The organism is Acuticoccus kalidii, assembly GCF_021556395.1.
GTDB lineage: Bacteria > Pseudomonadota > Alphaproteobacteria > Rhizobiales > Amorphaceae > Acuticoccus > Acuticoccus kalidii.
In genome coordinates this window covers 444,222-468,088 of record NZ_JAKGCS010000006.1, presented here as the reverse complement: position 1 = coordinate 468,088, position 23,867 = coordinate 444,222, and the positions used below count along the sequence as shown (strand labels likewise).

21 protein-coding genes are annotated in these 23,867 nt (G+C 67.7%); 19 read left to right on the top strand and 2 right to left on the bottom strand.

Annotated features, from left to right (window positions below):
• The first annotated feature begins 24 nt into the window (after window positions 1-24).
• The 17 genes from flgG (at window position 25) to fliK (ending at window position 18,040) form a co-directional block, all read left to right on the top strand.
• A complete protein-coding gene (gene flgG / locus L1787_RS03455; RefSeq protein WP_235707096.1) occupies window positions 25-813 on the top strand; it encodes a flagellar basal-body rod protein FlgG in 789 nt (262 codons plus the stop codon).
• Complete coding sequence (flgA, locus tag L1787_RS03450; RefSeq protein WP_235707095.1) at window positions 813-1,307, top strand: flagellar basal body P-ring formation chaperone FlgA; 495 nt, start codon at window positions 813-815, stop codon at window positions 1,305-1,307. Before flgG ends, flgA begins: the two co-directional genes overlap by 1 nt.
• Entirely contained in the window at window positions 1,304-2,410 is a 1,107-nt protein-coding gene (gene flgI, locus L1787_RS03445) for a flagellar basal body P-ring protein FlgI (RefSeq protein ID WP_235707092.1), read from the top strand. The genes flgA and flgI overlap by 4 nt, the downstream gene beginning before the upstream one ends.
• On the top strand, window positions 2,407-2,943 hold the full coding sequence (locus L1787_RS03440; protein ID WP_235707091.1) for a MotE family protein: 537 nt from the start codon (window positions 2,407-2,409) through the stop codon (window positions 2,941-2,943). Before flgI ends, L1787_RS03440 begins: the two co-directional genes overlap by 4 nt.
• A complete protein-coding gene (locus L1787_RS03435; protein WP_235707090.1) occupies window positions 2,940-3,656 on the top strand; it encodes a flagellar basal body L-ring protein FlgH in 717 nt (238 codons plus the stop codon). The genes L1787_RS03440 and L1787_RS03435 overlap by 4 nt, the downstream gene beginning before the upstream one ends.
• Window positions 3,656-4,165, top strand: coding sequence for a flagellar basal body-associated FliL family protein (locus L1787_RS03430; protein ID WP_235707089.1), 510 nt, complete (start codon window positions 3,656-3,658; stop codon window positions 4,163-4,165). Before L1787_RS03435 ends, L1787_RS03430 begins: the two co-directional genes overlap by 1 nt.
• Before the next feature lie 20 nt (window positions 4,166-4,185).
• A complete protein-coding gene (gene fliP, locus L1787_RS03425) occupies window positions 4,186-4,947 on the top strand; it encodes a flagellar type III secretion system pore protein FliP (protein WP_439648257.1) in 762 nt (253 codons plus the stop codon).
• Between the two features lie 187 nt (window positions 4,948-5,134).
• On the top strand, window positions 5,135-6,070 hold the full coding sequence (locus L1787_RS03420; RefSeq protein WP_235707088.1) for a flagellin N-terminal helical domain-containing protein: 936 nt from the start codon (window positions 5,135-5,137) through the stop codon (window positions 6,068-6,070).
• Window positions 6,071-6,355: 285 nt separating this feature from the next.
• Window positions 6,356-6,907 carry a hypothetical protein gene (locus L1787_RS03415; protein WP_235707087.1) on the top strand — a complete coding sequence of 184 codons (552 nt, stop codon included), beginning with the start codon at window positions 6,356-6,358 and terminating at the stop codon, window positions 6,905-6,907.
• A gap of 127 nt (window positions 6,908-7,034) precedes the next feature.
• Window positions 7,035-7,223: a hypothetical protein gene (locus L1787_RS03410; protein WP_235707086.1), complete on the top strand. Its 189-nt coding sequence runs from the start codon at window positions 7,035-7,037 to the stop codon at window positions 7,221-7,223.
• Window positions 7,224-7,466: 243 nt separating this feature from the next.
• Window positions 7,467-8,363 carry a flagellin family protein gene (locus tag L1787_RS03405; RefSeq protein ID WP_235707085.1) on the top strand — a complete coding sequence of 299 codons (897 nt, stop codon included), beginning with the start codon at window positions 7,467-7,469 and terminating at the stop codon, window positions 8,361-8,363.
• A gap of 377 nt (window positions 8,364-8,740) precedes the next feature.
• The gene (locus tag L1787_RS03400; protein WP_235707084.1) at window positions 8,741-9,688 is read left to right on the top strand and encodes a flagellin N-terminal helical domain-containing protein; all 948 of its coding nucleotides are present in this window, start codon (window positions 8,741-8,743) and stop codon (window positions 9,686-9,688) included.
• A 390-nt stretch (window positions 9,689-10,078) separates the two neighbouring features.
• Entirely contained in the window at window positions 10,079-11,683 is a 1,605-nt protein-coding gene (gene fliF, locus L1787_RS03395; RefSeq protein ID WP_235707083.1) for a flagellar basal-body MS-ring/collar protein FliF, read from the top strand.
• 1 nt (window position 11,684) lies between these two features.
• Window positions 11,685-12,506, top strand: coding sequence for a hypothetical protein (locus L1787_RS03390; RefSeq protein WP_235707082.1), 822 nt, complete (start codon window positions 11,685-11,687; stop codon window positions 12,504-12,506).
• Window positions 12,496-13,935, top strand: a complete 1,440-nt coding sequence (locus tag L1787_RS03385) for a flagellar motor protein MotB (RefSeq protein WP_235707081.1) — start codon at window positions 12,496-12,498, stop codon at window positions 13,933-13,935. Before L1787_RS03390 ends, L1787_RS03385 begins: the two co-directional genes overlap by 11 nt.
• On the top strand, window positions 13,932-16,388 hold the full coding sequence (locus L1787_RS03380; RefSeq protein WP_235707080.1) for a MotC family chemotaxis protein: 2,457 nt from the start codon (window positions 13,932-13,934) through the stop codon (window positions 16,386-16,388). The genes L1787_RS03385 and L1787_RS03380 overlap by 4 nt, the downstream gene beginning before the upstream one ends.
• Window positions 16,385-18,040: a flagellar hook-length control protein FliK gene (gene fliK / locus L1787_RS03375; RefSeq protein ID WP_235707079.1), complete on the top strand. Its 1,656-nt coding sequence runs from the start codon at window positions 16,385-16,387 to the stop codon at window positions 18,038-18,040. The genes L1787_RS03380 and fliK overlap by 4 nt, the downstream gene beginning before the upstream one ends.
• Window positions 18,041-18,379: 339 nt before the next feature.
• Here the strand turns inward: fliK and L1787_RS03370 are convergent, their stop codons facing one another.
• A complete protein-coding gene (locus L1787_RS03370) occupies window positions 18,380-19,033 on the bottom strand; it encodes a protein phosphatase CheZ (protein ID WP_235707078.1) in 654 nt (217 codons plus the stop codon).
• Between the two features lie 186 nt (window positions 19,034-19,219).
• Between L1787_RS03370 and L1787_RS03365 the strand changes: the two genes are divergently transcribed.
• Window positions 19,220-19,606 (top strand): response regulator, encoded by a 387-nt coding sequence (locus L1787_RS03365; RefSeq protein WP_235707077.1) that lies wholly within the window; start codon window positions 19,220-19,222, stop codon window positions 19,604-19,606.
• A 291-nt stretch (window positions 19,607-19,897) separates the two neighbouring features.
• Window positions 19,898-20,686 carry a response regulator transcription factor gene (locus tag L1787_RS03360; protein ID WP_369415052.1) on the top strand — a complete coding sequence of 263 codons (789 nt, stop codon included), beginning with the start codon at window positions 19,898-19,900 and terminating at the stop codon, window positions 20,684-20,686.
• Window positions 20,687-21,462: 776 nt separating this feature from the next.
• Here the strand turns inward: L1787_RS03360 and L1787_RS03355 are convergent.
• Complete coding sequence (locus tag L1787_RS03355) at window positions 21,463-23,745, bottom strand: xanthine dehydrogenase family protein molybdopterin-binding subunit (RefSeq protein WP_235707076.1); 2,283 nt, start codon at window positions 23,743-23,745, stop codon at window positions 21,463-21,465.
• Window positions 23,746-23,867 lie beyond the last annotated feature (122 nt).

The window sequence follows — 23,867 nt, the reverse complement described above, 5'->3', positions numbered from 1 at the left end:
CCTTTGCCGTCGAAGGAGCGTCTTATGAAGGCCCTCGCCATCGCCGCCACCGGCATGAGCGCCCAGCAGACCAATCTCGAGGTGATCGCCAACAACGTGGCGAACATCAACACGACCGGGTTCAAACGCTCCCGCGCCGAGTTCGCCGATCTTCTGTACCAGACCGACCGGGCGCAAGGCGTCCCGAACCGCGGCGGCGAGCTGCCGGTGCCGGAGGGCGCCCATATCGGCCTCGGCGTGCGCACGATCGCGGTGCGCAATCTCCATATTCAAGGCTCGCTCGGCCAGACCTCGAACCCGCTCGACCTTGCGATCAACGGGCGCGGCTGGTTCCAGATCACCGGCCCGGACGGCGAGACGCTCTATACCCGCGCCGGCGGCTTCAATCTCGGCCCCAACGGCGAGATCCTGACACTCGACGGCTACCAGGTTCAGCCCGGTCTTGCCGTCCCGGCCGGGACCACCGAGATCGTCATCAACAAGTCGGGCGAGGTGTTCGCGGAGATCGACCGCCAGCCCGCGCCGCAGCTCCTCGGCCAGATCACCCTCGCGAACTTCCCGAACGATGCCGGCCTCGAGGCGATCGGCGACAATCTCTTCCGCGAAACGCCCGCGTCCGGTCAGCCGGTCGCCGGCTTTCCCGGCGATGTCGGTTTCGGCGTCGTCTATCAGGGCTATCTCGAGGCCTCCAATGTCGACGCGGTGAAGGAAATCACCGAGCTGATTTCCGCCCAGCGCGCCTACGAGATGAACTCCAAGGTCATTCAGACCGCCGACGACATGTCCGGCGTCATCTCCCAAGGCATCCGCTGATGCGCGGCGCGTACCACCGCCAGCGGCGCCCGGCCGCCGTCCTCGCGGCCGGTCTCGGCCTCGCCGTGGCGCTCGCGCCGGCAGTGGCGCGCGCCGATCAGACCGGCGGCCTCCTCCCCGTCCCATCCGACACGATCACGCGCGGTGAGCGCATCACCGCCGATATGCTCACCGAAAAGCACTTTTATTATGATCCGAGCCGGCCGCTGTCCGTGCTCACCGATCCCTCCCGCGCCATCGGCCGGGAGGCGCGGCGCACGCTTCCGGCAGGCAAGCCCATTCCGGTCAGCGCGTTTCGCGTCGCCAAGCTCGTCGTCCGCGGCAAGCCCACCGAGGCCCGCTTCCGGATGGGCAACCTCACGATCACCGCCACCGTGCTTCCGCTGGAGGATGGCGCGGCCGGCGACCTCGTGCGCGCCCGCAACATCGATTCCAACCGCGTCATCAACGGCGTCGTCGGCATGGACGGCCTGATCGAGGTGTCGGCCCCATGAGGCGCTGGCTCCTCGTTCTCCTCCCCCTCCTCGAACTCCTGGCAACGATGGCGCCCGCCGCGGCGACGCGGATCAAGGACATCACGACCGTTCAGGGTGTGCGGGACAACCAGCTCATCGGCTACGGGCTCGTCATCGGGCTGCAAGGAACCGGCGACACGCTGCGCAACGCGCCCTTCACCGAGCAGGCGCTGAAATCGATGCTCGACCGGATGGGCGTTGCCGTGCGGGGCGTGCCCCTGCGCGCCCAGAACGTCGCCGCGGTGACGGTGACCGCGACGCTGCCCCCGTTCGTCGGGATCGGCTCGCGGATCGACGTCTCGCTCGGATCGATCGGCGATGCGACGAGCCTGCGGGGCGGAACGCTCGTCATCACCCCGCTCACGGGCGGCGACGGCCAAGTCTATGCCGTGGCGCAAGGGCCGGTTCAGGTCTCCGGCTTCAATGTCCAGGGCAATGCGGCCGAGGTGACGCAAGGCGTCGCCACCGCGGGGCGCATCCCGAACGGAGCGCTCGTCGAACGGCTTGTTCCGGGCTCGCTTCAGGGCCTCGAACGGCTCGTCCTCGAGCTCAACAATCCGGACTATCGGACCGCGGCCCGGATCGCCGACGCGATCAACGCCTACACCGAGACGCGCTGGGGCAAGCGGATCGCCGCCGAGGAAAATCTGCGCACCGTCGCCCTTCACAAGCCCTCCGGCGTCGGCGCCACCCGGTTCCTGGCCGAGATCGGCAACCTCCAGGTCACACCCGACATTCCGGCCCGCGTCGTCATCGATCAGCGCACCGGCACGGTGGTGATCGGCCAGAATGTCCAGGTGTCGACCGTCGCGCTCGCGCACGGGAACCTGACCTTGCGCGTCACCGAGGCGCCGACCGTCATCCAGCCCGACGCGTTCTCCTATGGCGAGACCGCGATCCAGCCGAACACGATCATCACAGCCGACCAGACCGGCGGCAAGCTCGCCGTCGTCGATGGGACCGATCTGCAGACCCTCGTTCACGGGCTGAACCGGATCGGGCTGAAGCCGACCGACATCATTTCCATCCTCGAGACCATCAAGACCGCGGGTGCCCTTCAAGCGGAGCTCATCGTCCAATGACAGACCGATCCGAGACCTTCGACACCTGGCGGACATCGGCGCTCCGCCCCCTTCGCGAGGGTGCGCTCATCGCCCTCGCCCTCCTCGGCGTGACGAGCGTCGTCCCGCCGGCGGCGGCCCAGAGCGCCGACGACACCGCCTTCGCCTATTGCACCAACCTTGCCGACGAGGCGGCGGACGCCCGCTTCGCCCGCAAGCTCGCCGCCCTCGAAGCGGCCGAAGCGAAGGTCGCCGACCGGCTCGCCGCGCTCGAAACCAAGCGCGCCGAATATGAGGACTGGCTCGCCCGGCGCGAGCGCTTCCTGCGTCTTGCCGAAGACAGCCTCGTGTCGATCTATTCCGCGATGCGGCCCGACGCCGCCTCCGCGCAGCTCGCCGAGATGAACGAGCTGACGGCCGCGGCGGTGATCGCCAAGGTCACGCCGCGCACGGCCTCGGCGATCCTCAACGAGATGGAGCCCAAGAAGGCGGCGCGGATCGCCTCGATCATGGCGGGTCTGTCGCGCGTCGAACCGCAGCGGTCGGCCGGATGAGAGGGCGCCCCCTTCTTGCCGTCGGCCTCGCCTGCGCCACCGTCGCGGGATGCGCGGAAGGCCAGCCGCTCGGCACGCCGGCCCTCAGTCCGATCGGCGAAGGCCTCATCGTGACGCGCACCGCACTGCCCGTGACCATCCCCGAGCCCGGCTTCGGCAATCCGACCTCCCTCTATGGCCGACGCAACCGAGACCTCCTCACCGACGTGCGCGCCCGCAATGTCGGCGACACGCTGACGGTCGTCATCGAGATCGACGACAAGGCCGAGTTCGACAATGAGAGCAAACGCGAGCGTCAGGCCGACACCGATTTCGATATCGGCCTGTTCGGGTCCGCGCGCGGCTTCGACGGGCCGGAGAATTCGGGCGAACTGGCCGGCAATCTCGGGATCGGCTCATCCTCGCGCTATCGCGGGACGGGTGGGATCGACCGATCCGAAAAGCTCAATCTGCGCGTCGCCGTCGTCGTCACGGAGGTGATGGCGAACGGCAATCTCCTGATTTCCGGCACGCAGGAAATCCGCGTCAACGATGAGATCCGCGTCCTCAAGCTCGCCGGTCTCGTGAACCCGCTCGACGTCTCGCAGCACAACATCGTGGGCTACGAGAAGATCGCGGAAGCCCGCATTTCCTATGGCGGACGTGGGCGTCAGAGCGAAATCCAGTCCCCCAATTGGGGCCAGCAGATATATGACAAAGTGGTGCCCTTCTGATGGATGACGAAATCGAAGATCCGCAAATCACCGACGACACGAAGCCCAAAGGCAACCTTCTCGGCCTCATCCTTACCGTTCTCGGGATCACGGTCCTCGGCGCCGGCGCGGGTGGCTTCTTCGCCATCAAACAGGTCGACACGATCGCGACCCTTGCGACCAAGAAGGCGAACGAGGCCCCGGTCAAGGACGAGAACGCCCTCGCCTGGAACGAGACGAGCGCCGTCGCGCAGATCGACCCCGTGCTTGCGAACCTCGCGAGCCCGCAGAATATCTGGATCCGTCTCGACACGGCGATGGTGTTCGACCGGGACGCGGTCGAGGACGTCGAACGGATGAAGGCCGTGCTCGGCGAGAGCGTGCTCGCCTTCCTGCGCACCGTCTCCCTCTCCGATCTGCAAGGCGCGAGCGCCTTCAATCACCTTCGTGACGATCTCAACGAACGGGCTCGCATCGCCTCCTCCGGGACGGTGAAGGAGCTCATCATCGAGACGATGGTCCTCCAATGACAGATCCGATCGAGCGGAGGATGAGCCTCCCTCGGAGGGCGCCGATCGCCGCCCTCCTCGCCATGACGGCACTCGTCTTTCTCCCGCACGCCGCGTTCGCGCAAGGGCAGACGCCGGTCCTCGATCTCGGTGCGCTCCTGCCGGAGGGGTCGGGCTCGGCTTCGGCGCGGATCGTCCAGTTCGTCGCGCTGATCACGATCTTGTCGCTCGCCCCCGGCCTTCTCATCATGGTGACGAGCTTCACCCGAATGATCGTCGCGCTGTCCTTCCTGCGCGCCGGCATGGGCCTCCAGACGACGCCGGCCAATATCGTCATGATCTCGCTCGCCCTGTTCATGACCTTCTACGTCATGGGGCCGACCTTCGACGCGGCCTGGAAGGACGGCATCCTGCCCCTCACCCGCAACGAGATCACCGAGGAGGAGGCCTATACGCGCGTCACCACGCCGTTCCGCGAGTTCATGTTGCGCGAGGTCCGGCCGCGCGATCTCGCCCTCTTCGCCGACCTTGCCGGCACCGCACCGGCGGAGCCGGAGGCGGTCGAACTGCGCACGTTGATTCCCGCCTTCATGATTTCCGAATTGCGGCGCGGGTTCGAGATCGGCTTTCTGATCCTGTTGCCGTTTCTCGTGATCGACCTCATCGTCGCGACACTCATCATGTCGATGGGCATGATGATGATGCCCCCCACCGTGATCGCCCTCCCGTTCAAGATCCTCTTTTTCGTCTTGATCGACGGGTGGAACCTCTTGATCGGATCGCTCGTGCGCTCATTCACCTGACGGCGTCTCGTCCGCCGGCGGGCCGTCGTGAGAAGGACAGGCCCGCTCCAGCATCGCGCTCCACATAAGGCCGCAGCGCAGGTTGATCGCACGCCGCCACATGCGGCGCGCCAACGGCATGATGCCCGACTGCGGAGCCTTTCATCGGCATGTTTCCCCCCGAAAGCCTTCGTGTAGAGGAACTACGATGACGAGCCTTCTCACCAACACCGCCGCGATGGTCGCCCTTCAGACCCTGACGGACATCAATCGCGGTCTGAACGAGACCAACAATCGCGTGTCGACGGGCCTGCGGATCGCGCAAGCCTCCGACAGCGCGGCCTATTGGGCCATCGCGGCGACGACGAAATCGGACAACGGCGCGTTGTCGACGGTGCGGGACGCTCTCGCGCTCGGCAAGTCGACCATGGACGTCGTCTATAACGGTCTCGATTCCACCCGCGAGAGCCTTCAGCAGATGAAGGAGCTCCTCGTCGCTGCGCGTCAGCCGGGCGTCGACCGGGCCAACATCCAGACGCAGATCACCGGCCTCATCACCGACATGCAGAACAAGGCGTCGGCCTCGGTGATCAACGAGCAGAACTTCCTCTCGGTCGATTCCGGCGCGGCCGGTTACAACGCCAGCAAGCAGGTCGTCGCATCGTTCGAGCGTTCGGCCTCCGGCATCTCGATCTCCACCATCACGCTCGACATCGACAACATCAAGCTGATCGACCCGGCGGGCGGCACGCCGGCCGGTATTCTCGATATCGACCGCACGGGCACCAACGGCACGACCGAGTCGATCACCGGCCTCAACGGCACCGTGATCTCCTCGCTCACCGACTCGGCGGCCGACCTTCAGGAGCTCGACGACTATATCGAGATCGTGGACGCTGCGCTCGTCGACGTGATCTCGGCATCGAACACCGTCGGTGTGATCCTCGCCCGTGTGGATTCGCAGGAGACCTTCATCGGCGCCCTGATCGATGCGAACGATCGGGCCGTCGGCGCGCTGGTCGATGCCAACATGGAAGAGGAATCGACCCGTCTGCGCGCCTTGCAGACGCAGCAGCAGCTCTCGGTCGAATCCCTCTCCATCGCCAATGCCTCGGCCCAGAACGTCCTTGCGCTCTTTCGCTAATCCGTGAGGCCGGTCGCCACCGCGATCGGCCCATGACGGGGCCCTTGGCCCTACCCCGATCTGAGGGTCGCCTTCGGGCGGCCCTTTTTTCGTCGGCCCTATTTCAGCAAACCTGAAATTCCTTCTAACACACTGATATTGTTCATTCTATCGGAGACCAATCGGCCTCTTTGCGCATTGTAGGATCGAGGTTCGAGACACCTCGCCGCCGCCGGATCGCAATCGGACGCGACCGACGGATCGGGGACCGGACCGCCTTCAACAATGCGTAGCGTGGAGGTTGAAATGACGACGATGTCGCACGATCAGTTCGACGACACCTTCGACGAATTGCGGAACCGCCCATCGGGCTCGCACACCCCGGCGGAGAACGAGCAGCTTCTTCTCCCCTTCCCCCAATCCACCGTCCGTTTCCCGTCCTCGGGCGACTGGATGGCGGCCGCTCCGGATCGATCCGACGGCTTCGATTGCGACTATGGCGCGGTCGTCGACCGGCTCCGTCACGACACCGCGAACGACGCGGCGAACCGAACGCCGGCGCGCCGGACGCCCTCGCAGGAACCGCCTGGGCCACGCGGCAACGTCATCTTCCTCCATGGCGTCGCCTACGATCCGCGCCGGATCCCAGCGCATCCCCCGCGCCGCTTCACGGGACAGGCTCTCAGCGCCGCCGCCGCCCGGCGCGTGACGCGCCCCGCTCCGGACGATCCACCGAGGCGAGGCGCGGTGCTCACCGCTCCGCAGCGCACCGTGCGATCCCTTTCGGCAATCATCGAGAATGCTGTCGCCGACGCGCCTGGCGCGTCCGATCGAACAGTGGCGCCCCCCGCCGGCTGAACGGCCCGCGGACGACCGCCACCGCGGCGCGGGACGATCCGCGCCGCGCCCTCGCTTGATTTCCGGCGGCATCTCGGCGTGCGGGAGGCCGCGTATCTCCTCAAGTGTTGCGTAAAGGAATCCACTGATGACGAAACTCCACCCGCTTTCGGCGACGGTCGGCGACCCCGCCTCGGCGGCGAAGGCCCCCTCGCCCACGCGGCGCCCATTGCGCCCCGATTCGCTCGACCTCCTCCTGTCGCGACATCAGGAGACGCTGGCGGCAATGCTCGAGAAACGCCCACGGCTCGACGTGTTCCTCGCCTGTCTGCGCTGACGTGGGGGCGCGAACGCCCCCACGGCGGGCTCGCGCCGCCCGGTTTTTGCGGGCGTGTCTGCTATAGCGGCAGCGCACCCCGCTTTTTCGGCCCGTTCCAGCCTCGGCCAAGCCTGGCCCGCATGATCATGGGTGGATGCACGGCACGCGATCCGACCGGACGGCGATCGCAAATGGCATGACGCCCGGATGCATCGCCGGCTTCGGCACGTTTCGCCATTCACTGAGCAAGGAACGACGGTGATGAACTCCCTGACCAACGTTTCGATCACGGCCGCTCAGCCACTGAGCGCCATCAACACCGATCTCATGATCAACCGCGTCTCGCCCGGCCAGCGGCCCGGCGAGACCCGAACCAACACGTCCTATTGGACGATCCCCGGCAGCGCCCAGGCCGAGATGACGACGCTGCACTCGGTGCACGATGCGCTGGTGCGCGGCAGCGTCCGGATGGAGGTCGCCGCTGCGACACTCGGCGCCGCACGCACGGACCTCAGCAAGATCCGAGACATCCTCGCGAGCGCGCAGGTGCGTGGGACGGACCGCGCCGCCGCGCAGAGCGCGATCGCTGCGAAACTCGGCGATCTTCGCGCCATCCTCGCAACCGGGAGGGGCATCCAGGGACCGGCGATCGAAGGCGGACGCCGCGATACGGCCGCGCCCGTCACGGCGGGCCTCGAGGCGACGAGGGAAATCGTCTCGAAGATCCGCACGGCGGGATCGACGGCCAGCGCCGTCGACAGGATCGATATTTCGGCCCTCACCGATTCCGTCGCCGACCTCACCACCCTCGCCGAATATCTCGGCATCGTGGACGCGGCCCTCGTCGACATCATCACCCAGTCGGATCTCGTCACGACGATGGTCGCGCGGGCGAAGTCGCAAGGGGCGTTTATCGCCGCTCTCATCGATGCTACCCGCTTTCCCGAGCCGTCTCTCATCGAGAAGAATCTGGAGAACACTGCCGCGGTCCTCCTCGCGATCCAGGCGCAGGAGCAGCTGTCCACGGCCCAGCGGCCGATCGCAAACGGGTCGAGCGGATCGGGCGAGGCCGCAATGGGCGGCGGAACCGTGGCGACCACGACGGCCCCAACCTCGGGCGGCATGGGGGCGAGCGGCGAGCCAGTCACCGGGGGATGACGTCGCCGTGCGGAACGAGGCTTCTTTCGCCCCGCCGTCAACGGTGGAGAACGCGGCGGGTTTCCGTGCCGTCGGCGACGCCGCGCGGTCGCCCGGCCCGCGGCGCCGCGAAGCGGGCCGCGGCCCCCGCCCGTCCAAGGGTTGGCCCGATCGGTCCGGCAAGGCGAATCGCGCGACCGATCGCTTCTTTCTCGATCGCGGTCGGGAGCTGGCAAGCCCCGCGCCAGCCGAAGTCCTTATATGCCCTTCATCGCAGGTTGGTCGGGCCAGTGCCCGCCTCGTGAGGATGCAGGAAGCACCCCGAGAACCAAAGGCATGACGCCGTCCTGCCCTGCCGCCCGTCGGCATGTCTTTCAGTAAACATCAGGGGAAAGACGATGACGAGCCTTCTGACCAACACTGCGGCAATGGTTGCGCTGCAAACGCTCAACCAGATCAACCAGAGCCTCAACACGACCAACAATCGCGTTTCGACCGGCCTGCGGATCGCACAGGCGTCCGACAGCGCCGCCTATTGGGCCATCGCGACGACGACGGATTCGGACAATGGCGCCCTCGGCGCCGTGAGGGACGCCATCGCACTCGGCCACTCCACGCTGGACGTGGTCTATAACGGCCTCGACACCACCCGCGAGAACCTTCAGCAGATGAAGGAGCTCATGGTCGCGGCGCGCCAGCCGGGCGTCGATCGCACGAACGTGCAGACCCAGATCGACGGCATCCAGACGGACATGCAGAACAAGGCGTCTGCATCCGTCATCAACGAACAGAATTTCCTCGCGGTCGACACCTCCGCGGCGGACTGGAACGCGACGAAATCCGTGGTCGCTTCGTTCGAGCGCTCGTCCGCCGGGATCTCGATTTCCACCATCGATCTCGACATCTCCACCATCGTGCTGACCGACGCCCACACGACGGCCGCTTCCAAGACCGGCATTCTCGACCAGGAGCGAACTGTCGCCGCCGCGGGCGCACTCGCGGCGACCACCGCGACGATCGTCAATATCGACATCAGCGCACTGACCGATTCGGCCGACGATCTGACCCGTCTCGATCAGCTCATCACCCTCGTCGACACGGCGCTGGTCGAGGTGATCTCGGCGCAGAACACGGTGGGTGTGAACCTCGCCCGCGCGGAATCGCAGCAATCGTTCGTATCGGCCTTGATGGATGCCAACGACCGGGCGGTCGGCGCACTGGTCGATGCCAACATGGAAGAGGAATCGACCCGTCTGCGCGCCTTGCAGACGCAGCAGCAGCTTTCGGTCGAATCCCTCTCCATCGCCAACGCTTCGGCCCAGAACGTCCTCGCGCTCTTTCGCTAGGGCCTAGCCCGCTGAGTTCTCACGTCCCCGCCGCGCCGGGGGCGTGAGACGCCGCCAGCGGCCACACTCTCAGCGCGCCGTCTCGGACGGCGCCTCTCCCTCTCCCACAGGTCGCGCCGCTTCTCCGCGCGCGGCCCAACTCAACGGCGGGTCGGTTCTCCGGCCCGCCGCTTTCTCGTTCGTCCACACGTCAGCGCCGCGGCCGTGGGCCAAGGCGGCCGTGATCCATCGGCACCGGCCCGCAACGCAGCGAGCGAAAGCCGGAAGTCGCAAGTCACGGGACAGGAAGTTCAGCGAGTTTGGCGGGGCGAGGGGCATCTCGTGTCCGCGCAATGAGCGCGCGCCGCCCCTGTCTTCGACCGACCAAACGTATCGCCATGAGGAGGGCCGATGACCGGCCGCGAACACGTCGAGCGGGTGCTCACCAACTTACGGGAATTGGGGCCGAGGCGCCTCAGCGCACTCGCCGCCATCGCCATCGCGACGCTCGTCGTCGTCGGCGTCGGCGCGAGCTACCTCGCCCAACCCCAACGGGAAGTCCTCTATACCGGGCTCGACCGGGAGGACGTGACCCGGATCGGCAACGTCCTCGCCGACGCGAACATCGACTTCGACGTCTCGCCGGACGGCGACGCCGTCCTCGTCAATCACGCGGACACGGCCCCGGCACGGATGATGCTGGCCGAACAGGGCCTGCCGAGCAGCCCCAATGCCGGTTACGAGCTCTTCGACGACATGAGTTCGTTCGGCCTCACCTCCTTCATGCAGGAGGTGACACGGGTCCGGGCGCTCGAAGGCGAGCTCGCCCGCACGATCCAGGAGATGCAAGGCATCAGCGCCGCGCGCGTGCATCTCGTCCTGTCGGACAGAGGCTCCTTTCGCCGGCAAAACCAACCCGCATCCGCCTCGGTCGTCATCCGCACCGACGGGCCGAAGGGCGACGGAGCGGCCGACGCGATCCGGCACCTCGTCGCCGGCGCGATCCCGGCGATGGAGATCGGCGCCGTCACCGTCCTCGACACGCGCGGCACCGTTCTCGCCTCGGGCGGCGATCCGGCCAACCAGTCGACCGGCAAACTCGCCCGCCTCCAGTCGGACACCAACAACACGTTGGAAGATCAGATCCGCAAAACCCTCGTGCCGTTTCTCGGGGTGCAGAATTTCACCGTCAGCGTGACCTCGCGGCTCAACATCGACAAGACGCGCGAGAACGAGACGATCTTCGATCCGGCCTCGCGCGTCGAACGGTCGGTGCGGACCGTCAAGGAAGAGGAATCGGCGCGCAACCGCAATCTCGACCAGCCGGTCACGGTGCAGCAGAACATTCCGCAGGAAGAGCTCCCCGGCGCCGGCGGCGCCGATTCCACCGAGGATTCGAACCGCCGCGAAGAGCTCACCAATTACGAGATCTCGACCCGCGTCGTGGAGCGTGTGCGCGACGGGTTCGCCATCGAGCACCTCTCGATCGCGGTCCTCGTCAACCAGGACCGCCTCCAGGCGAACGCCGATGCCGAAAACGGGCCGGCCGTTGACGCGCAGCTCGCCGATATCGGGGCGTTGGTGCGCACGGCGGCGGGCTTCTCGGAGGAGCGCGGCGACGAGCTCAAGGTCGCGACCGTTCCGTTCGCGCCCGAGCGCGACCATCTCGAGGCGCTGCCTTCGGAGGGCTTCCTCGCGACCCTCAACCGCCAGCTCGGGACGATCATCAACGCCACGATCGTCCTCATCGTCGCGATCCTTCTCATCTGGTTCGGATTGCGCCCGGCGATCCGCGCGCTCACGGCGCGCCCCGCCGAGAACACGATGGCCGAGCTGATCGCCACGCAGGACACCGACGAGCAGGAGGCGGTCACCGACGAGGTGAACCTCATCGAGCAGCTCAAGGCCAACATGCACAAAACGCCACAGAAACGCTTGGAGCAGGTCGTGGACTACGATTCCAACCGGGTTGCCACTCTCCTGAAGCAGTGGCTGCTGCAAGCGGAGCGCGTCTGAGATGCGCCGCTTCGTTGACACCTTGCCGACGCTGCGCGAAGGGGCGCCCGCCCGCCCCGCCGCCGGCACGGACGGCCAGCGCTTCGATCCCGGCATCCTCGCACGGGTTCTCGCCCAGCGCGCGGAGGCGGACCCCGCTTCCGCGCCGACCTCCCAGGCCGTCGCGCGCGTCCTCCCGTTCACACCGCAGGCGGCGACCGCACCCGCCATCGGCGAGGCGGAACCGGCCGCGTCCATCGACGGCGGCGCGCGCCGGCGCAGCGCATCGCCCTTCCCCTCCTTCGACGAGACGGCGAACACCGTCGCGGACCAAATCGCCTCCGCGGTCGCCGAAGCGCGCAAGGAGGCCGACAAAGCCCGCACCGCCGCCGTCGCGGCCGCGCGGGCCGAGGAGAAAGCCGCCGCGGCGAAGGCCCTCGAGACCGCACGGGAGGACTGGTGCACGAACGAGGCCGCCGCGCTCTCGACCCAATTCGAGGCGGGGTTCGAGGCCCTTCACGCCAGGCTCTCCGACGCGTTCGGCCGTGCCCTCGCGCCGATCGCCGAGCAGGCGATCCGCGACCTCGCGGTGCGCCGCTTCGCGAGCGTCCTCGACGACCTGATCGGCGCGAGCGCGGATGCGCCGTCGCTCACCGTCGAGGGACCGCCGGATCTCATCGCGGCCCTGCGCAAGATCATGGGCGCATCATCGGGCGTCGCGTTCGCAGAAGCGGACGCGATCGAACTCAGCGTCACCGTCGGCGATACGCGGCTCGACACGACGGTTGGCGCCTGGGCCGAAACCCTCGCGGAAGCCATGGGACATGAGCGCGATGTCGTCTGACAAGCAGGAGATCATCATCCTCAAACGGGTCGAGGAGGTGGCCGACGCCAAGAAAGGCGGCGTCTGGAAGATCGCCCACGCCGATTTCATGACGGCGATGATGGCGTTCTTCCTCATCATGTGGCTCGTCAACGCGACGGATGAAGAGATCAAGAAGTCGATCGCGAACTACTTCAATCCGATGAACCTCATGGCCTCGCCGACCGACGCGCGCGGCATCATGGACATCCAGAAGGACGCGGAGCCGCCGGTGAGCGGCAACGAATCGGGAGAGGTCTCCGGCACCCGCCCGCTCGGCAACGATCGTCCCGGCGAAGGCGGCATCGCCTCCGGCGGCAACGCCGAAGAGGGCAACGACAACAAGATGGATTCGGCCGGGATCCTGGAGGCGACGGACGGGGCGAGCTTCAACGACCCCTATGCCGTGATGGCGTCCGCCGCCTCGGACGCGAACCCCGAAGACCCCGTCCAGGTCGACGTCCCGGATTCGACGCTCGGCACCACCGGCACGACGGCGGTGACGGAATCCGTGCGCGATCCGTTCGACCCCGCTTATTGGCAGACGACATCCCCCCGCGTCGCCCGCACGCTGCGCCCCGGCCCGGCCGACGCCGCCGACCAGCTCCCGCCGAATGCGACCATCGACGTGCGCGACAGGCGCCCGACCGACACGCCGCAACCCGGCCCGTTCCAAACCGATCAGTCGAACGACACGATCGATGCGACGGCGAACACGTCGAGCGCCAACACGACATCCTCGCCGATGCCCGCCCCACCGCCCGATGCCCCGACGACGGCGCAGCCCGTCATTGTCGGCCCGCGCTCGGCGATGGCCGAGGCGATCATCGCGGCCTTCGGCGACGACAGCACCGGAACGCCCAACACCACGTCGCCCCCGAGCGCCACGGCGCAGACCGACGCGAGCGATGTGGCGAGCCCGCCTCCCCCGCCCTCGGCGCCGATCCCCTCCGACGCCAGCGATGCGCTTGAAGCGATCCGTGATGCGCTCGCCGGGACCGGCATCGAGGTCGGCATCGACGAAACCGGTGGCGAGGACAAGGTGCTCATCTCCCTCACCGACGACAGCGCCTTCTCGATGTTCCCCATCGGCTCGGCGAGCCCGACGGCGGAAGCGAGCGACCTTTTCGCCCGCGTCGCCGGCGCCCTCGCTTCGCGCGATGGTCGCATCGTGGTGCGCGGTCACACCGACGCGCGCCCGTTTCGCGGCGGCACATCGGACAACTGGGTCCTCTCCTTCTCCCGCGCCCACGCGACGAAGGACGCGCTCGTCGAAAACGGCGTTCCGGAAGACCGGATCGCCCGTGTCGAAGGTCTCGCGGATCGCGAGCCCTCCCGCCCGGAAGACCCGCTGGCGGACGAGAACCGGCGTATCGAAATCCTTTATGAGCCGACGGGAGATACGCCATGAACGGCGGCCTCGACATGACGCGTCGCCTGCTCGAGGCGACGGCGATCGTCGCCCTCCTCGCGGCAGCGCCTCTCATCGGCGCCCATGCGCAGGAGCCCTCTCCGGCGAGCGGACCAATGCGGCTTTTGCCCCCGAGCGTCACCGACCGATCCGACCGGATCGAGACAGAGCCCCTTCGGCCGAGCCGGGTCCGGCCGGCCGCGCGGTCGCCGTTCGTCCGCACGGACGACACGCGCCTCACCGCAGCCGACCGCGCATTGTCGGGCCCATCGATCGCGGTCGCCAACGCGGACATGTCCGAGCTCTTCGGCGCCTCGCAGGACACGAAACGCCAAGGCCGCAAGTCGGCTCCGGCGTTCGACGCGCAATTCTCGATCAAGCCGACCTTCAATTCGACCAAAGCGAACGACGGCGCCGCGCCCTTGCCGCCGGCCTCGCGCCGTAGCGCGCTCGACGCCCTCGGGGAGCGCCAGGATCCTCCCAAAGCCACGGCCTCGCCCCCGACGGCGAAGCCGGACAAGGCCGCCGTCGATGCGCCGGCTCCGGCGGCCGGCAACGCACCACCCCGCCTCGCGGAAAACCGTCGCCCCGCAGCGGCAACGCCGCCCGATACCATCTCTCTGGCGGTCGCGGCGGCCTCTCTCCCCGATGGCGTTCCGCGTCGCCACCCGCGCCGCGCCGCGTTGGCCGTGACGATCGCCCCTGCGATCGTCGCCGAAGCGGACGGCGAGGCCGGCCAACAGGTGGCGACCGCACCCGATCGGCCGGACGAGACCGCGGCAACCATGCCGTCCGGCCCGCCCGCCGACGCAAGCTCCATCGCGCCCCCCGAGGCAACGCCCACCCCGCCGGCTTCCGGCGACGCGCCCGTCTCCGACGAAGTCGCACCACCACCATCCGAGATGGCCGCGCCGTCCGCGTCGCAACACGTGGAGACGTCGCCGGGCGAGGCACACGGCGCCCCGGCGGAGCATAACGCCCCGAAGCCGCAGCCGGCCGACGCGGACCATAGCCAGCGTGCCGCCCAAGATGGGCACGCGTCCGCCCCATCCGAAACGGGCGGACATGCGTCCGCCGAGCCCGCCACGGACGGGCACGCGCCGTCTGCGTCCACCAGTGACGGGGACGCGCCGTCTGCATCCACCGACAACGGGCACGGGCCGTCCGAACCCGCCAAAGCCGCCCACGGCGCGGCAAATCATGGCGACGCCGAGACCGAGCCCCCGGCGGAGATCGTGGCTTATGATGGCCCGCGCCCCGACCGCCTGGTCCGAATGCTCTCGACGCTGCAAGACGACATCGCGCGAGGGTCGGTCGAGGCGATGACCGCGCAGCGGATCCTCTCGCGCCGCCTGGGAGAGACCTTTCTCACGGTTCCGCCCCGGATCTGGGCGGAGCGGGCGAACGGCAATGCCCTCGCGATCTACGCCCTGTCGGGCGGCAACCCGACCATCGTCCGCACCATCGTCAACCTGGAGACGCTGGAGCCGCCTTACGACGCCGCGGTCGCCGGTGCGCTTGCCTTCGTCGAAGGACGGTCCAAGGACGCCAAGCGCCACTTCGAGAAATTCCGCGTGCAGGACCTCGACCACAGTGTGCGCGGCGCGGTGTATCTCGCACGCGCCGCACTCGAGGTCGCGGACGACCCCCTCGAGGCCCAAGCGCTTCTCGACCGCGCGCGCGTCACCGGCCCCGGCACCCTTGTCGAGGAGGCGGCGCTCCGGCGCACGGTCCTCATCGCCGCCGAGCGGGACGATCTCGACCTCTTCGAGCGGATGGTCAGCCGCTATCTGCGGAAGTTCAACACCTCGGTCTATGCCGGAAATTTCCGCCAACGCCTCGCCGCCGCGCTGACGCGGATGAGCTTCATCGACGAGCCTGAGGCCTTCGACCAGCTCGCGGCGATGCTCGAGCCGATGACGGTGGCGAGCCGGCAGGAGCTTTATCTCCTCCTCGCCCGCGCCGCGATCGAGAACGGCAACCGCCTCGCCGCCGAAATCGCCGCCCAGCGCGTCCAGGAGACGGCGGTGCCGGACAGCCTCGATCACCGGCGCGGCCGCCTCTATGAGGCCGCCGCCCAGATCGTGGATCCGACTGATTTCCTCGCGGCGCTCACCACCTTGAACACGCTGCGCGACGAGGAGCTTCCGGACGACGACCGTGCCCTCCTCGATGCGGCGCTGCGCCTGTCCGCGACGGTGAGCGACCTTCCTCCGCCGGACCGAACCGATCCGGCCCCGCCGGTCGCACTCGCAGCCCTCGACAACCAAGCCCCGCCTCCGGCGCCGTCGACGACCTCCGCCACACCGATCGAGACGGCCGCCGCACCGGCCGATGCGGCGCCGCCCTCCGATCCGATTGACACCGGCCCATTTGCAAATGCCACGGCCATGGAGCAGCGCGTCGCCGCGGCTCTCGCCGAGGTCGACACCTTGTTGGAGAACAGCCCATGACCCGGGTGCAAGCCGAGCAGAGCCCGCTTCCGTCGCCCCCGCGCGATCCGGGCGTCGCGACGCGGAAAGGTGATCGAGCCTTCCGCGCGGCGCTCGACGCCGCCATGCGCAATGCAGACCGCGCCATGGGGTTCGCGGTCGATGACGGGGCGAAGCCGATCACCACTCCGCAACGCGTCCCGCCGGAGACGGTGAAGGGCGCCGAGGCGCCTCCGCGCGCCAAAAGCGACCCCCGCAACGGCGATCTCACCCGCCTTCTCGCGCCGGCTCAGGATCGGCCGGTGCGGGCGCGCCCACCCGAAGGCGCGCGGATCCCGGAGCCACAGGTCCGACCGCAGCCAGTGGCTGGCGAACGCGTTCGCTCCGAACCCCATCAGCATTGGATCAAGCCGACGAGCGAGGGCAAGGCCGACGACGCCCCCACGGTCGACCCGCGCCGTCCTGCGCCGACCAGCCGCGCGCCGATCGTCGACCCACTGCGCGGCAAGCCCGACCGGCATGAGCCCGTGCGGGAAACGCGCACACCTCGCCCCGATATCGAGGTGACCGCCAAGCCGCAGCTCACCGAGGCGCCGCTTCAGCCCCCAGCCACGACGATCGCGCAGCCGGCCGCGACGCGACCCATACCCTCACCGCTCGAACGCCCCGTGGAGGAGGCCGCGCCTCGGCCGGCGCGCCGCCCGAGCGCCCTTCGCCCCGCATCGGCCGCGCCGATCACCCCCGCTACCATGAGCGACGGGCCACGCCTCGCCGCGCCGCCGAAGACCGTGGCAGAGACAATCGAGCGCCCGCTTCCGGACAATGCGCGCGCAGCACCCGACCCGCGCCATCAGCCCACCACGCTGCGCCCGGCCGCGCCCATGCCGACCGAGACCGCCGTGGCGACGAACCTCACGGCATCCGATCTCGCCCGCCTCGTCGCCACACCGGAACCGCAACGCCGCGATATCCAGGCTCCGAACGGACGCGATCATGGGCGAGACTTCACCCGACGCCCCCACACGACCCACACCACGCTCGCAACGGGCGAGGATGCGCCCCGCGTGGTGCGCCGCGAAACCCATTTCGCGCCCATCATGAAGCCGGAGGTCACCGCGCCAGCCACATCGACCGCGTCGAGCCGCGAGACCTCCGTTCCGGACGCGCCGGATCGCGCGCCGCCGAGCCGTCACGAGCCGGTCCTCGACCAGATCAAGCGGGCGTTCGAGGCCATTCCCAAGGCGCCGAATCCGGTCGACGGGCGTCCCTCGGCGATGCTGCAGCCGGCGACGGTCCAACCGACCCGCACCGACGGCCCCGTCCGTGTGGTCGAGATCCAACTGCAGCCGGCCTCGCTCGGCACATTGTCGGTGACGTTTCGCCTGACGCCCTACGGCCTCAAGGTGACGATGTCGGCCAATATGCGCGACACCGCGCAACGGTTGCAGGACGATCGGGCCGAACTCGTCGACCTCATCCGTCGCGCGGGCTACGGCAAGGTCGACGTGAGCATCGAAACGGCGTCGGCGGCGGGAGACCCGGGGACGAGTGGCGGCTTTGAAGGCCGCTCGGATGCGCGGCCCGGTGGACGGCGCGATCGCCACCCGGCGGGGGCCTTCCCCGATCCCGTTGGCGACGTTCAGCGTCCGGGTGGCCGGACCCTGCGCGTCTGACCCTCGAGGCCCGGCGTCGCTCGCCGGGCCCCGAGGGACGCTTCGGCGGCCCGACCAAAACACACAGCGTCCGCACGCAAAACGCCCGGCCTTCTCTCGGAAGACCGGGCGTTTTGCGTGTCGGCAGGCAATGGCAGAAGAGTAAGGCGGCAGACGCGACGACGATCGCCGGGCGACCCCCATCGGGTCGAAAGTGAGCACGAGACCGCATCGATCCGCTCACCTTAGGGCGCAGAAAAGGCTCGACCCGTGGGAGGACGGCGGCGCAGTGGCCGGTTCAGGCGGCTCCGGGTCGGCGGGCAGAGGTCGCCCACCCGGACATCAGGACCGGTCGCGCGCTTAACTGAAAAGCGCGTCGACATCGTCCTGGCTGACCACGCCGTGATCGGTTTCCAGCGCGGGACCATTGAGAAGATCGCGATCGGTCTTCTCTTTCTTCTCTGTATCGTGATGCTCTTGCGTGGTTCGCCAGACGTCGATCATCGTCGCGATGCGTTGCTCGATGAATTGAAGGGAATCGAGAACCTTCGTGATCCGCTGGCCAGTAATGTCCTGAAAATTGCAGGCCTCGAAGATCTGCAGGACGCAATCGGCGACCTCTGACGCATTCTTGCGCGTGGTCTCGTCCTTACAGGTCAAAAGCGGCTGCACGATACCGTCGATCGTTTCGGCGGCGGCGAGGATTTGATCCGTCGCCATTTCGGTGCCGCTGACGACGGCGCGAAGCTCTTCGGCGGTTCTGTTCTTGCAGACATCGTCGGCGCCGCGCGCTTGCAGGGCGGAAATTTCCGTCTTCGTGACGTCGATCCGCTTTTGAATGTCCTCGACACCGCTCCACATCGCGATCGCGGTGGTGACGGGTTCGTTGTCGCTGCCCTTCGCCCGCATCGTGTGCAGTTCCTGGAGGATATAGTCCACCTGCTGCGTCATCGGCGAACTTTCAGCAAGCCGTTTCGCTTCGGAGATTTCGACTCGGAATCGTCGCGCCTTCATTCGCCGGCTCCAATCCACATACGCTTGGCAAGACCATACACGCAAAACGTGTCTTCGCAATCAGGGAGGGCACCTACATCCGAGCCTCGCGCAAGACTTCCAGGCAGGCTCAGGCAAGCGACCTCTCCTACTTTGCATCGTCGCAAGACCTGATTTTGCCGACGCCGCAAAGATACGGAGAACGAAATGTCTCTCGACTTAAATATGCCTGTTCTCGTGGTTGACGATTACAAGACTATGATTCGGATCATCAAGAACCTTCTCCGACAAATCGGCTTTCAGGATGTTGATGATGCCGCCGACGGCGGAGAGGCCCTGGAAAAGCTACGCGCTAAGACGTATGGCCTCGTCATCTCCGATTGGAACATGGAACCGATGACGGGATACGAGCTCTTGAAGCAAGTCCGTGCGGATCCGGCTCTTGCGGAGTTGCCGTTCATTATGGTGACCGCCGAAGCGAAGTCCGAAAACGTGGTGGCGGCGAAGAAAGCCGGCGTCAACAACTACATCGTGAAGCCGTTCAATGCGCAAACACTGAAAGGGAAGATTGAATCGGTCTTCCAACCCGCCTGAGATCACACGGAGATCCGATGTCGGCGGACCGACGATACGATACGGGCCTGTGACGGCGATGGCCTACGGCGCGCGGCACGCCCCGTGCCGCCCATCCCGGTGCAAGGTTTAGCGATAAACCCTTATAAGTTGCATTATGGGTTGCAATTGCTTACCTATCGTTTATGTTTGGTCCTACCGATCGGGGGGCGCTGCGCCGACGAGATAACGCAACGCCAACGGGCCCCATCGTCGAAGCAACGGCCATCTCGGCCACGCGCCCTCGGCGCGTAGCATCGAAAGGAACCGATCGTGTACATCGTGATTGATTCACGCGACGTCGTCGCCAACGGCTACAAGGCCGGATTCGAACGTGAAGGCCTCGCCTGCAGCACCTTCTCAGGGCGAGACTTTTCCGACTGGCTCCACTCCCTGTCGGATACCGACATACGCGCCATTCAAGCCGTCATCGTGGGAGAGGCGCCGGATCGGCTCGGCATTCCCACGATCGTCCGCACCCGAGCGAAAACGCCGATCATTGCCCTCAAGGAAGAGCAAGGCCTCGACGAGACGCTCGCCCTCTTCAATGTCGGCGTCGACGACGTGGTCAAGAAACCCGCCCCCGTCCGTGAGCTCGTCGCCCGCGCCCACGCCATCTGGCGCCGATCGAGCGATGCGCGGGAGGAAGCCCAGTTCGGCCGTCTCACCGTCTATTTCGACTCGCGCGATCCGACGGTCGACGGCCGATCGCTCGAGCTTCCCCGGCGCGAACGCCAGATCCTGGAATATCTCGTCAAGAACCGCCGCCGTCGCATCACGAAGACCCAGCTCTTCAACGCGATCTACGGCCTCTTCAACGAGAATGTCGACGAGACGGTGATCGAGGGGCACATCAGCAAGCTGCGCAAAAAACTGCGTCAGCGCCTCGGCCATGACGTCATCGACGCCAAACGCTTCGCGGGCTACGCCTTCACCGGCGAGCGCCAGCCTTGCGAGATCAGCGCGCCGACGCCCGTCTCGGCCCCGCAGCCGAACCTGTCGCTCGTCGCCTCGAACGCTCCGTTCGCGGTGACCCGCCCGGTCAGCCGATCGACGAATTGAACCATGACGGGCCGAGGGTTTCACGCCCTTCCCGCCGTTGGTCAACGCCCTTGCGAAGACGCCACGGACCACGGAATGGATCCTCGTGAGCCATTCCGTGCCCGGCCCCATCGAGTTCGCGGGTTGCCACCTCCGCCCACCCCGCCCCTGATCGCGACGAAGGGTTAGGGCGAGCGGCGAGCGGCGAGCGGCGAGCGGCGAGCGGCGAGCGGCGAGCGGCGAGCGGCGAGCGGCGAGCGGCGAGCGGCGAGCGGCGAGCGGCGAGCGGCGAGCGGCGAGCGGCGAGCGGCGAGATGATAGCCTTCCGATCGCGCACCGATCTTGTCAGCGCGAAGTTTCGCTCGGGCGCCCACAGAGATTTTGGCGATACGACGCGGATAGGATCCGCTTAACCGGACACCCGCACCGATACGCCACGCGTGAGGTCGGCACGGCAACCTTCAAGGAGCTGCCCGCGCCCGACATCGGGTCAGCGGTCAGCGGTCAGCGGTCAGCGGTCAGCGGTCAGCGGTCAGCGGTCAGCGGTCAGCGGTCAGCGGTCAGCGGTCAGCGGTCAGCGGAATAGTTTCGATAGTCATCACCTTAAGTGAAACCCCCGCGTCGATAGGCAGGCGTGAGCGGCCGCTCACGCCCGCCCTCAGCACGCCGCCCGTCGCGGCTCCGAGATCGGACGCCGCCAGGCCCGGTTGCGCAGAGCCGCGAGCGCCGGCTTTTCCCGGAGGCCACTTCCATCCGCGTCACACGAACGGCGTCACACGAACGGCCGCACGGCCGCCTCAGCGCGCCGCCCGCAGCGCCTCCCAGATGCGGCCGGGGCTCGCCGGCATCGCGAAATCGGTGACGCCCGCGCTCGCCAAAGCGTCGCACACCGCGTTCATTCCGGCGGCAAGACCGCCGACCGAACCCGCCTCGCCGACGCCCTTCACCTTCAACGGATTGAGCTCCGTCTCCACCTCCGCGAAGCCGCAATCGACCACCGGCAGATCGTCCGCCCGCGGCACCGCATAGTCCATATAGCTCGCGCTGAGGACCTGGCCGTCACCGCCGAACCGCATCGCCTCCATGAAAACCTGGCCGAGTCCCTGCGCGACGCCGCCATGGATCTGCCCCTCGGCGAGCTGCTCGTTGAGGACACGGCCGATGTCCTCGATCGCGCGATAAGACAGCACCGCGACGCACCCCGTCTCGGGGTCGACTTCGACCTCACAGATGTGACAGCCGTTCGGGAACGTCGCCGATTTCGGCTTGAACTCGCCCGCGCCGTGGAGCGGCGTCCCTTTGGCGGCCGCGACGCCCGCGATCGTCTTGAGGTCGACCGCCCGGTCCGTCCCAACAATACGGAAGCGCCCCGCGCCATATTCGAGATCGTCCTGCGCGACCTCGAGCTCGTCGGCCGCAAAGCGCTTGGCCTGGTCGAGCACCTTGTCGACTGCGTCGAGCGCGGCGGAACCCGCCACAATCATCCCCGAGGAGCCACCCATCCCCTTGCCACGCGGCACGGCGTCGGTGTCGCCCTGACGATAGCGGAAATCATCCGGCCCGATCCCGAGCGCATCGGCCACGACATCGATCATCGCCGTTTCGAGCCCCTGCCCGGCATTGAAGGCGCCGCCGAGGACCGTCACGGTCCCGTCGGCGTCGAGCGTGACGTCGGCATAATCGGTGCTCGGCGCGGTGTAAGGCCCGCCCGCAACCTCGATGCAGAGCGCGAGGCCCATCCCGCGGAGCTTGCCCCGCGCTTCCGAGTCGGCTCGCCGCGCGGCGAACCCGGCGACATCGCCGCGCTCGAGACCCGCGTCGAGCACGCGCTCGAACTCGCCGACATCATAGTCGAAGATGAACGGCGAGCGCCAAGGCATCGCCTCGGGGGGAATGAGGTTCTGGCGCCGCAAGGTGACCGGATCGATCCCGATCTGCCGCGCCGCCGCGTCGACCGCCCGCTCGATCGCGAGCGTCGCCTCCGGCCGCCCCGCCCCGCGATAGGGCGCAATCGGCACGGTGTGGGTCATCACGCCGACCACCCGGCCGGCGATGTGCGGCGTGCGATAGACACCCGCGATGCCACCGAAATTCATGATCGGCGGCAGCGACCGCCCGGTCACATAGGCGCCGACATTCTGGAGCATCCGCACGCGCTGGCCGGTGAAGATGCCGCCCGCGTCGAGCCCGAGCTCCACCTCCATCACGACATCGCGCCCGCCTTCGTCGGAGAGGAAATCGTCGGTCCGATCGGCACGCCAGCGCACCGCGCGCCCCAGCCGCCGCGCCGCCCAGAGCGTCAGCATCTCCTCGCGCATCGGACCGGCCTTCATGCCGAACGTCCCGCCGACATCGCCGGCGACGACACGCAACGACCCGGCTTCGATCCCGAAGGCCCCGACGAGCAGCGATTTCAGATTCTGCGGCGCCTGATGGCTCGCATAAAGAACCAGCGTCTCGCCCTCCTGACGGGCGAGCGCGTTGCGCGGCTCCATCGCGGCGGCGTTGACGCGGCTCACCGGGATCCGCAGCGCGACGCGGTGCGCCGAGGCTGCGATCACATCGCCCACCGCGTCCCAGTCGCCGCGCCCCCATTCGTAGCCGACATTGCCGGGACGGGTCTCGTGGACGCGCGGCGCACCCTCGCCGAGCGCGGTGTCCACGTCGACGACGGCATCGCTCTCGTCGAACTCGACCTCGATCATTTCCGCCGCGTCCATCGCCGCGGCGCGCGTCTCGGCCACCACCATCGCGACGGGTTCGCCGACGAAGCGCGCATGACCGGTGGCGAGGAGCGGCCGCTCGACCGCCTCCCACGTCCGCCCATCGGGCCCCTCGAGCTTCATCGGCGCCTGAACCGGGCCGATCCCGTCAGCGACAAGGTCCGCGCCGGTGAGGACGGCCACAACGCCGTCCATCGCGATCGCCACCGCCGCGTCGATCGCCACGATCCGGGCAGCGGCGTGCGGCGAACGCAGAAAGGCGACATGCAGCGCCCCCGGCTCGGCCACATCGTCGGTAAAACGTCCCCGTCCGGTGACGAGGCGCAGGTCCTCGATCCGGCCCTTCCGCTCAGACATCAGCAACAATCCTTCAGGGCGCGCCGTCGGTCAGGCGTGGCGACGGCACTCATCGGCAGTCTATTTCAGGCGACCGACACTAGCATCACTTTCCAAGCGATCAGTTTATCAGCAAACATGGC

Excerpts from the sequence above, each read along its gene's own strand:
- L1787_RS03410 (WP_235707086.1), top strand. The coding sequence starts at position 7,035 with ATGACGAAACTCCACCCGCTTTCGGCGACGGTCGGCGACCCCGCCTCG.
- L1787_RS03420 (WP_235707088.1), top strand. The coding sequence starts at position 5,135 with ATGACGAGCCTTCTCACCAACACCGCCGCGATGGTCGCCCTTCAGACC.
- flgA (WP_235707095.1), top strand. The coding sequence starts at position 813 with ATGCGCGGCGCGTACCACCGCCAGCGGCGCCCGGCCGCCGTCCTCGCG.
- L1787_RS03415 (WP_235707087.1), top strand. The coding sequence starts at position 6,356 with ATGACGACGATGTCGCACGATCAGTTCGACGACACCTTCGACGAATTG.
- fliK (WP_235707079.1), top strand. The coding sequence starts at position 16,385 with ATGACCCGGGTGCAAGCCGAGCAGAGCCCGCTTCCGTCGCCCCCGCGC.
- L1787_RS03400 (WP_235707084.1), top strand. The coding sequence starts at position 8,741 with ATGACGAGCCTTCTGACCAACACTGCGGCAATGGTTGCGCTGCAAACG.
- L1787_RS03440 (WP_235707091.1), top strand. The coding sequence starts at position 2,407 with ATGACAGACCGATCCGAGACCTTCGACACCTGGCGGACATCGGCGCTC.
- L1787_RS03380 (WP_235707080.1), top strand. The coding sequence starts at position 13,932 with ATGAACGGCGGCCTCGACATGACGCGTCGCCTGCTCGAGGCGACGGCG.
- L1787_RS03430 (WP_235707089.1), top strand. The coding sequence starts at position 3,656 with ATGGATGACGAAATCGAAGATCCGCAAATCACCGACGACACGAAGCCC.
- L1787_RS03370 (WP_235707078.1), bottom strand. The coding sequence starts at position 19,033 with ATGAAGGCGCGACGATTCCGAGTCGAAATCTCCGAAGCGAAACGGCTT.
- fliP (WP_439648257.1), top strand. The coding sequence starts at position 4,186 with ATGAGCCTCCCTCGGAGGGCGCCGATCGCCGCCCTCCTCGCCATGACG.
- L1787_RS03365 (WP_235707077.1), top strand. The coding sequence starts at position 19,220 with ATGTCTCTCGACTTAAATATGCCTGTTCTCGTGGTTGACGATTACAAG.
- flgI (WP_235707092.1), top strand. The coding sequence starts at position 1,304 with ATGAGGCGCTGGCTCCTCGTTCTCCTCCCCCTCCTCGAACTCCTGGCA.
- flgG (WP_235707096.1), top strand. The coding sequence starts at position 25 with ATGAAGGCCCTCGCCATCGCCGCCACCGGCATGAGCGCCCAGCAGACC.
- L1787_RS03405 (WP_235707085.1), top strand. The coding sequence starts at position 7,467 with ATGAACTCCCTGACCAACGTTTCGATCACGGCCGCTCAGCCACTGAGC.
- L1787_RS03385 (WP_235707081.1), top strand. The coding sequence starts at position 12,496 with ATGTCGTCTGACAAGCAGGAGATCATCATCCTCAAACGGGTCGAGGAG.
- L1787_RS03435 (WP_235707090.1), top strand. The coding sequence starts at position 2,940 with ATGAGAGGGCGCCCCCTTCTTGCCGTCGGCCTCGCCTGCGCCACCGTC.
- L1787_RS03355 (WP_235707076.1), bottom strand. The coding sequence starts at position 23,745 with ATGTCTGAGCGGAAGGGCCGGATCGAGGACCTGCGCCTCGTCACCGGA.
- L1787_RS03390 (WP_235707082.1), top strand. The coding sequence starts at position 11,685 with ATGCGCCGCTTCGTTGACACCTTGCCGACGCTGCGCGAAGGGGCGCCC.
- fliF (WP_235707083.1), top strand. The coding sequence starts at position 10,079 with ATGACCGGCCGCGAACACGTCGAGCGGGTGCTCACCAACTTACGGGAA.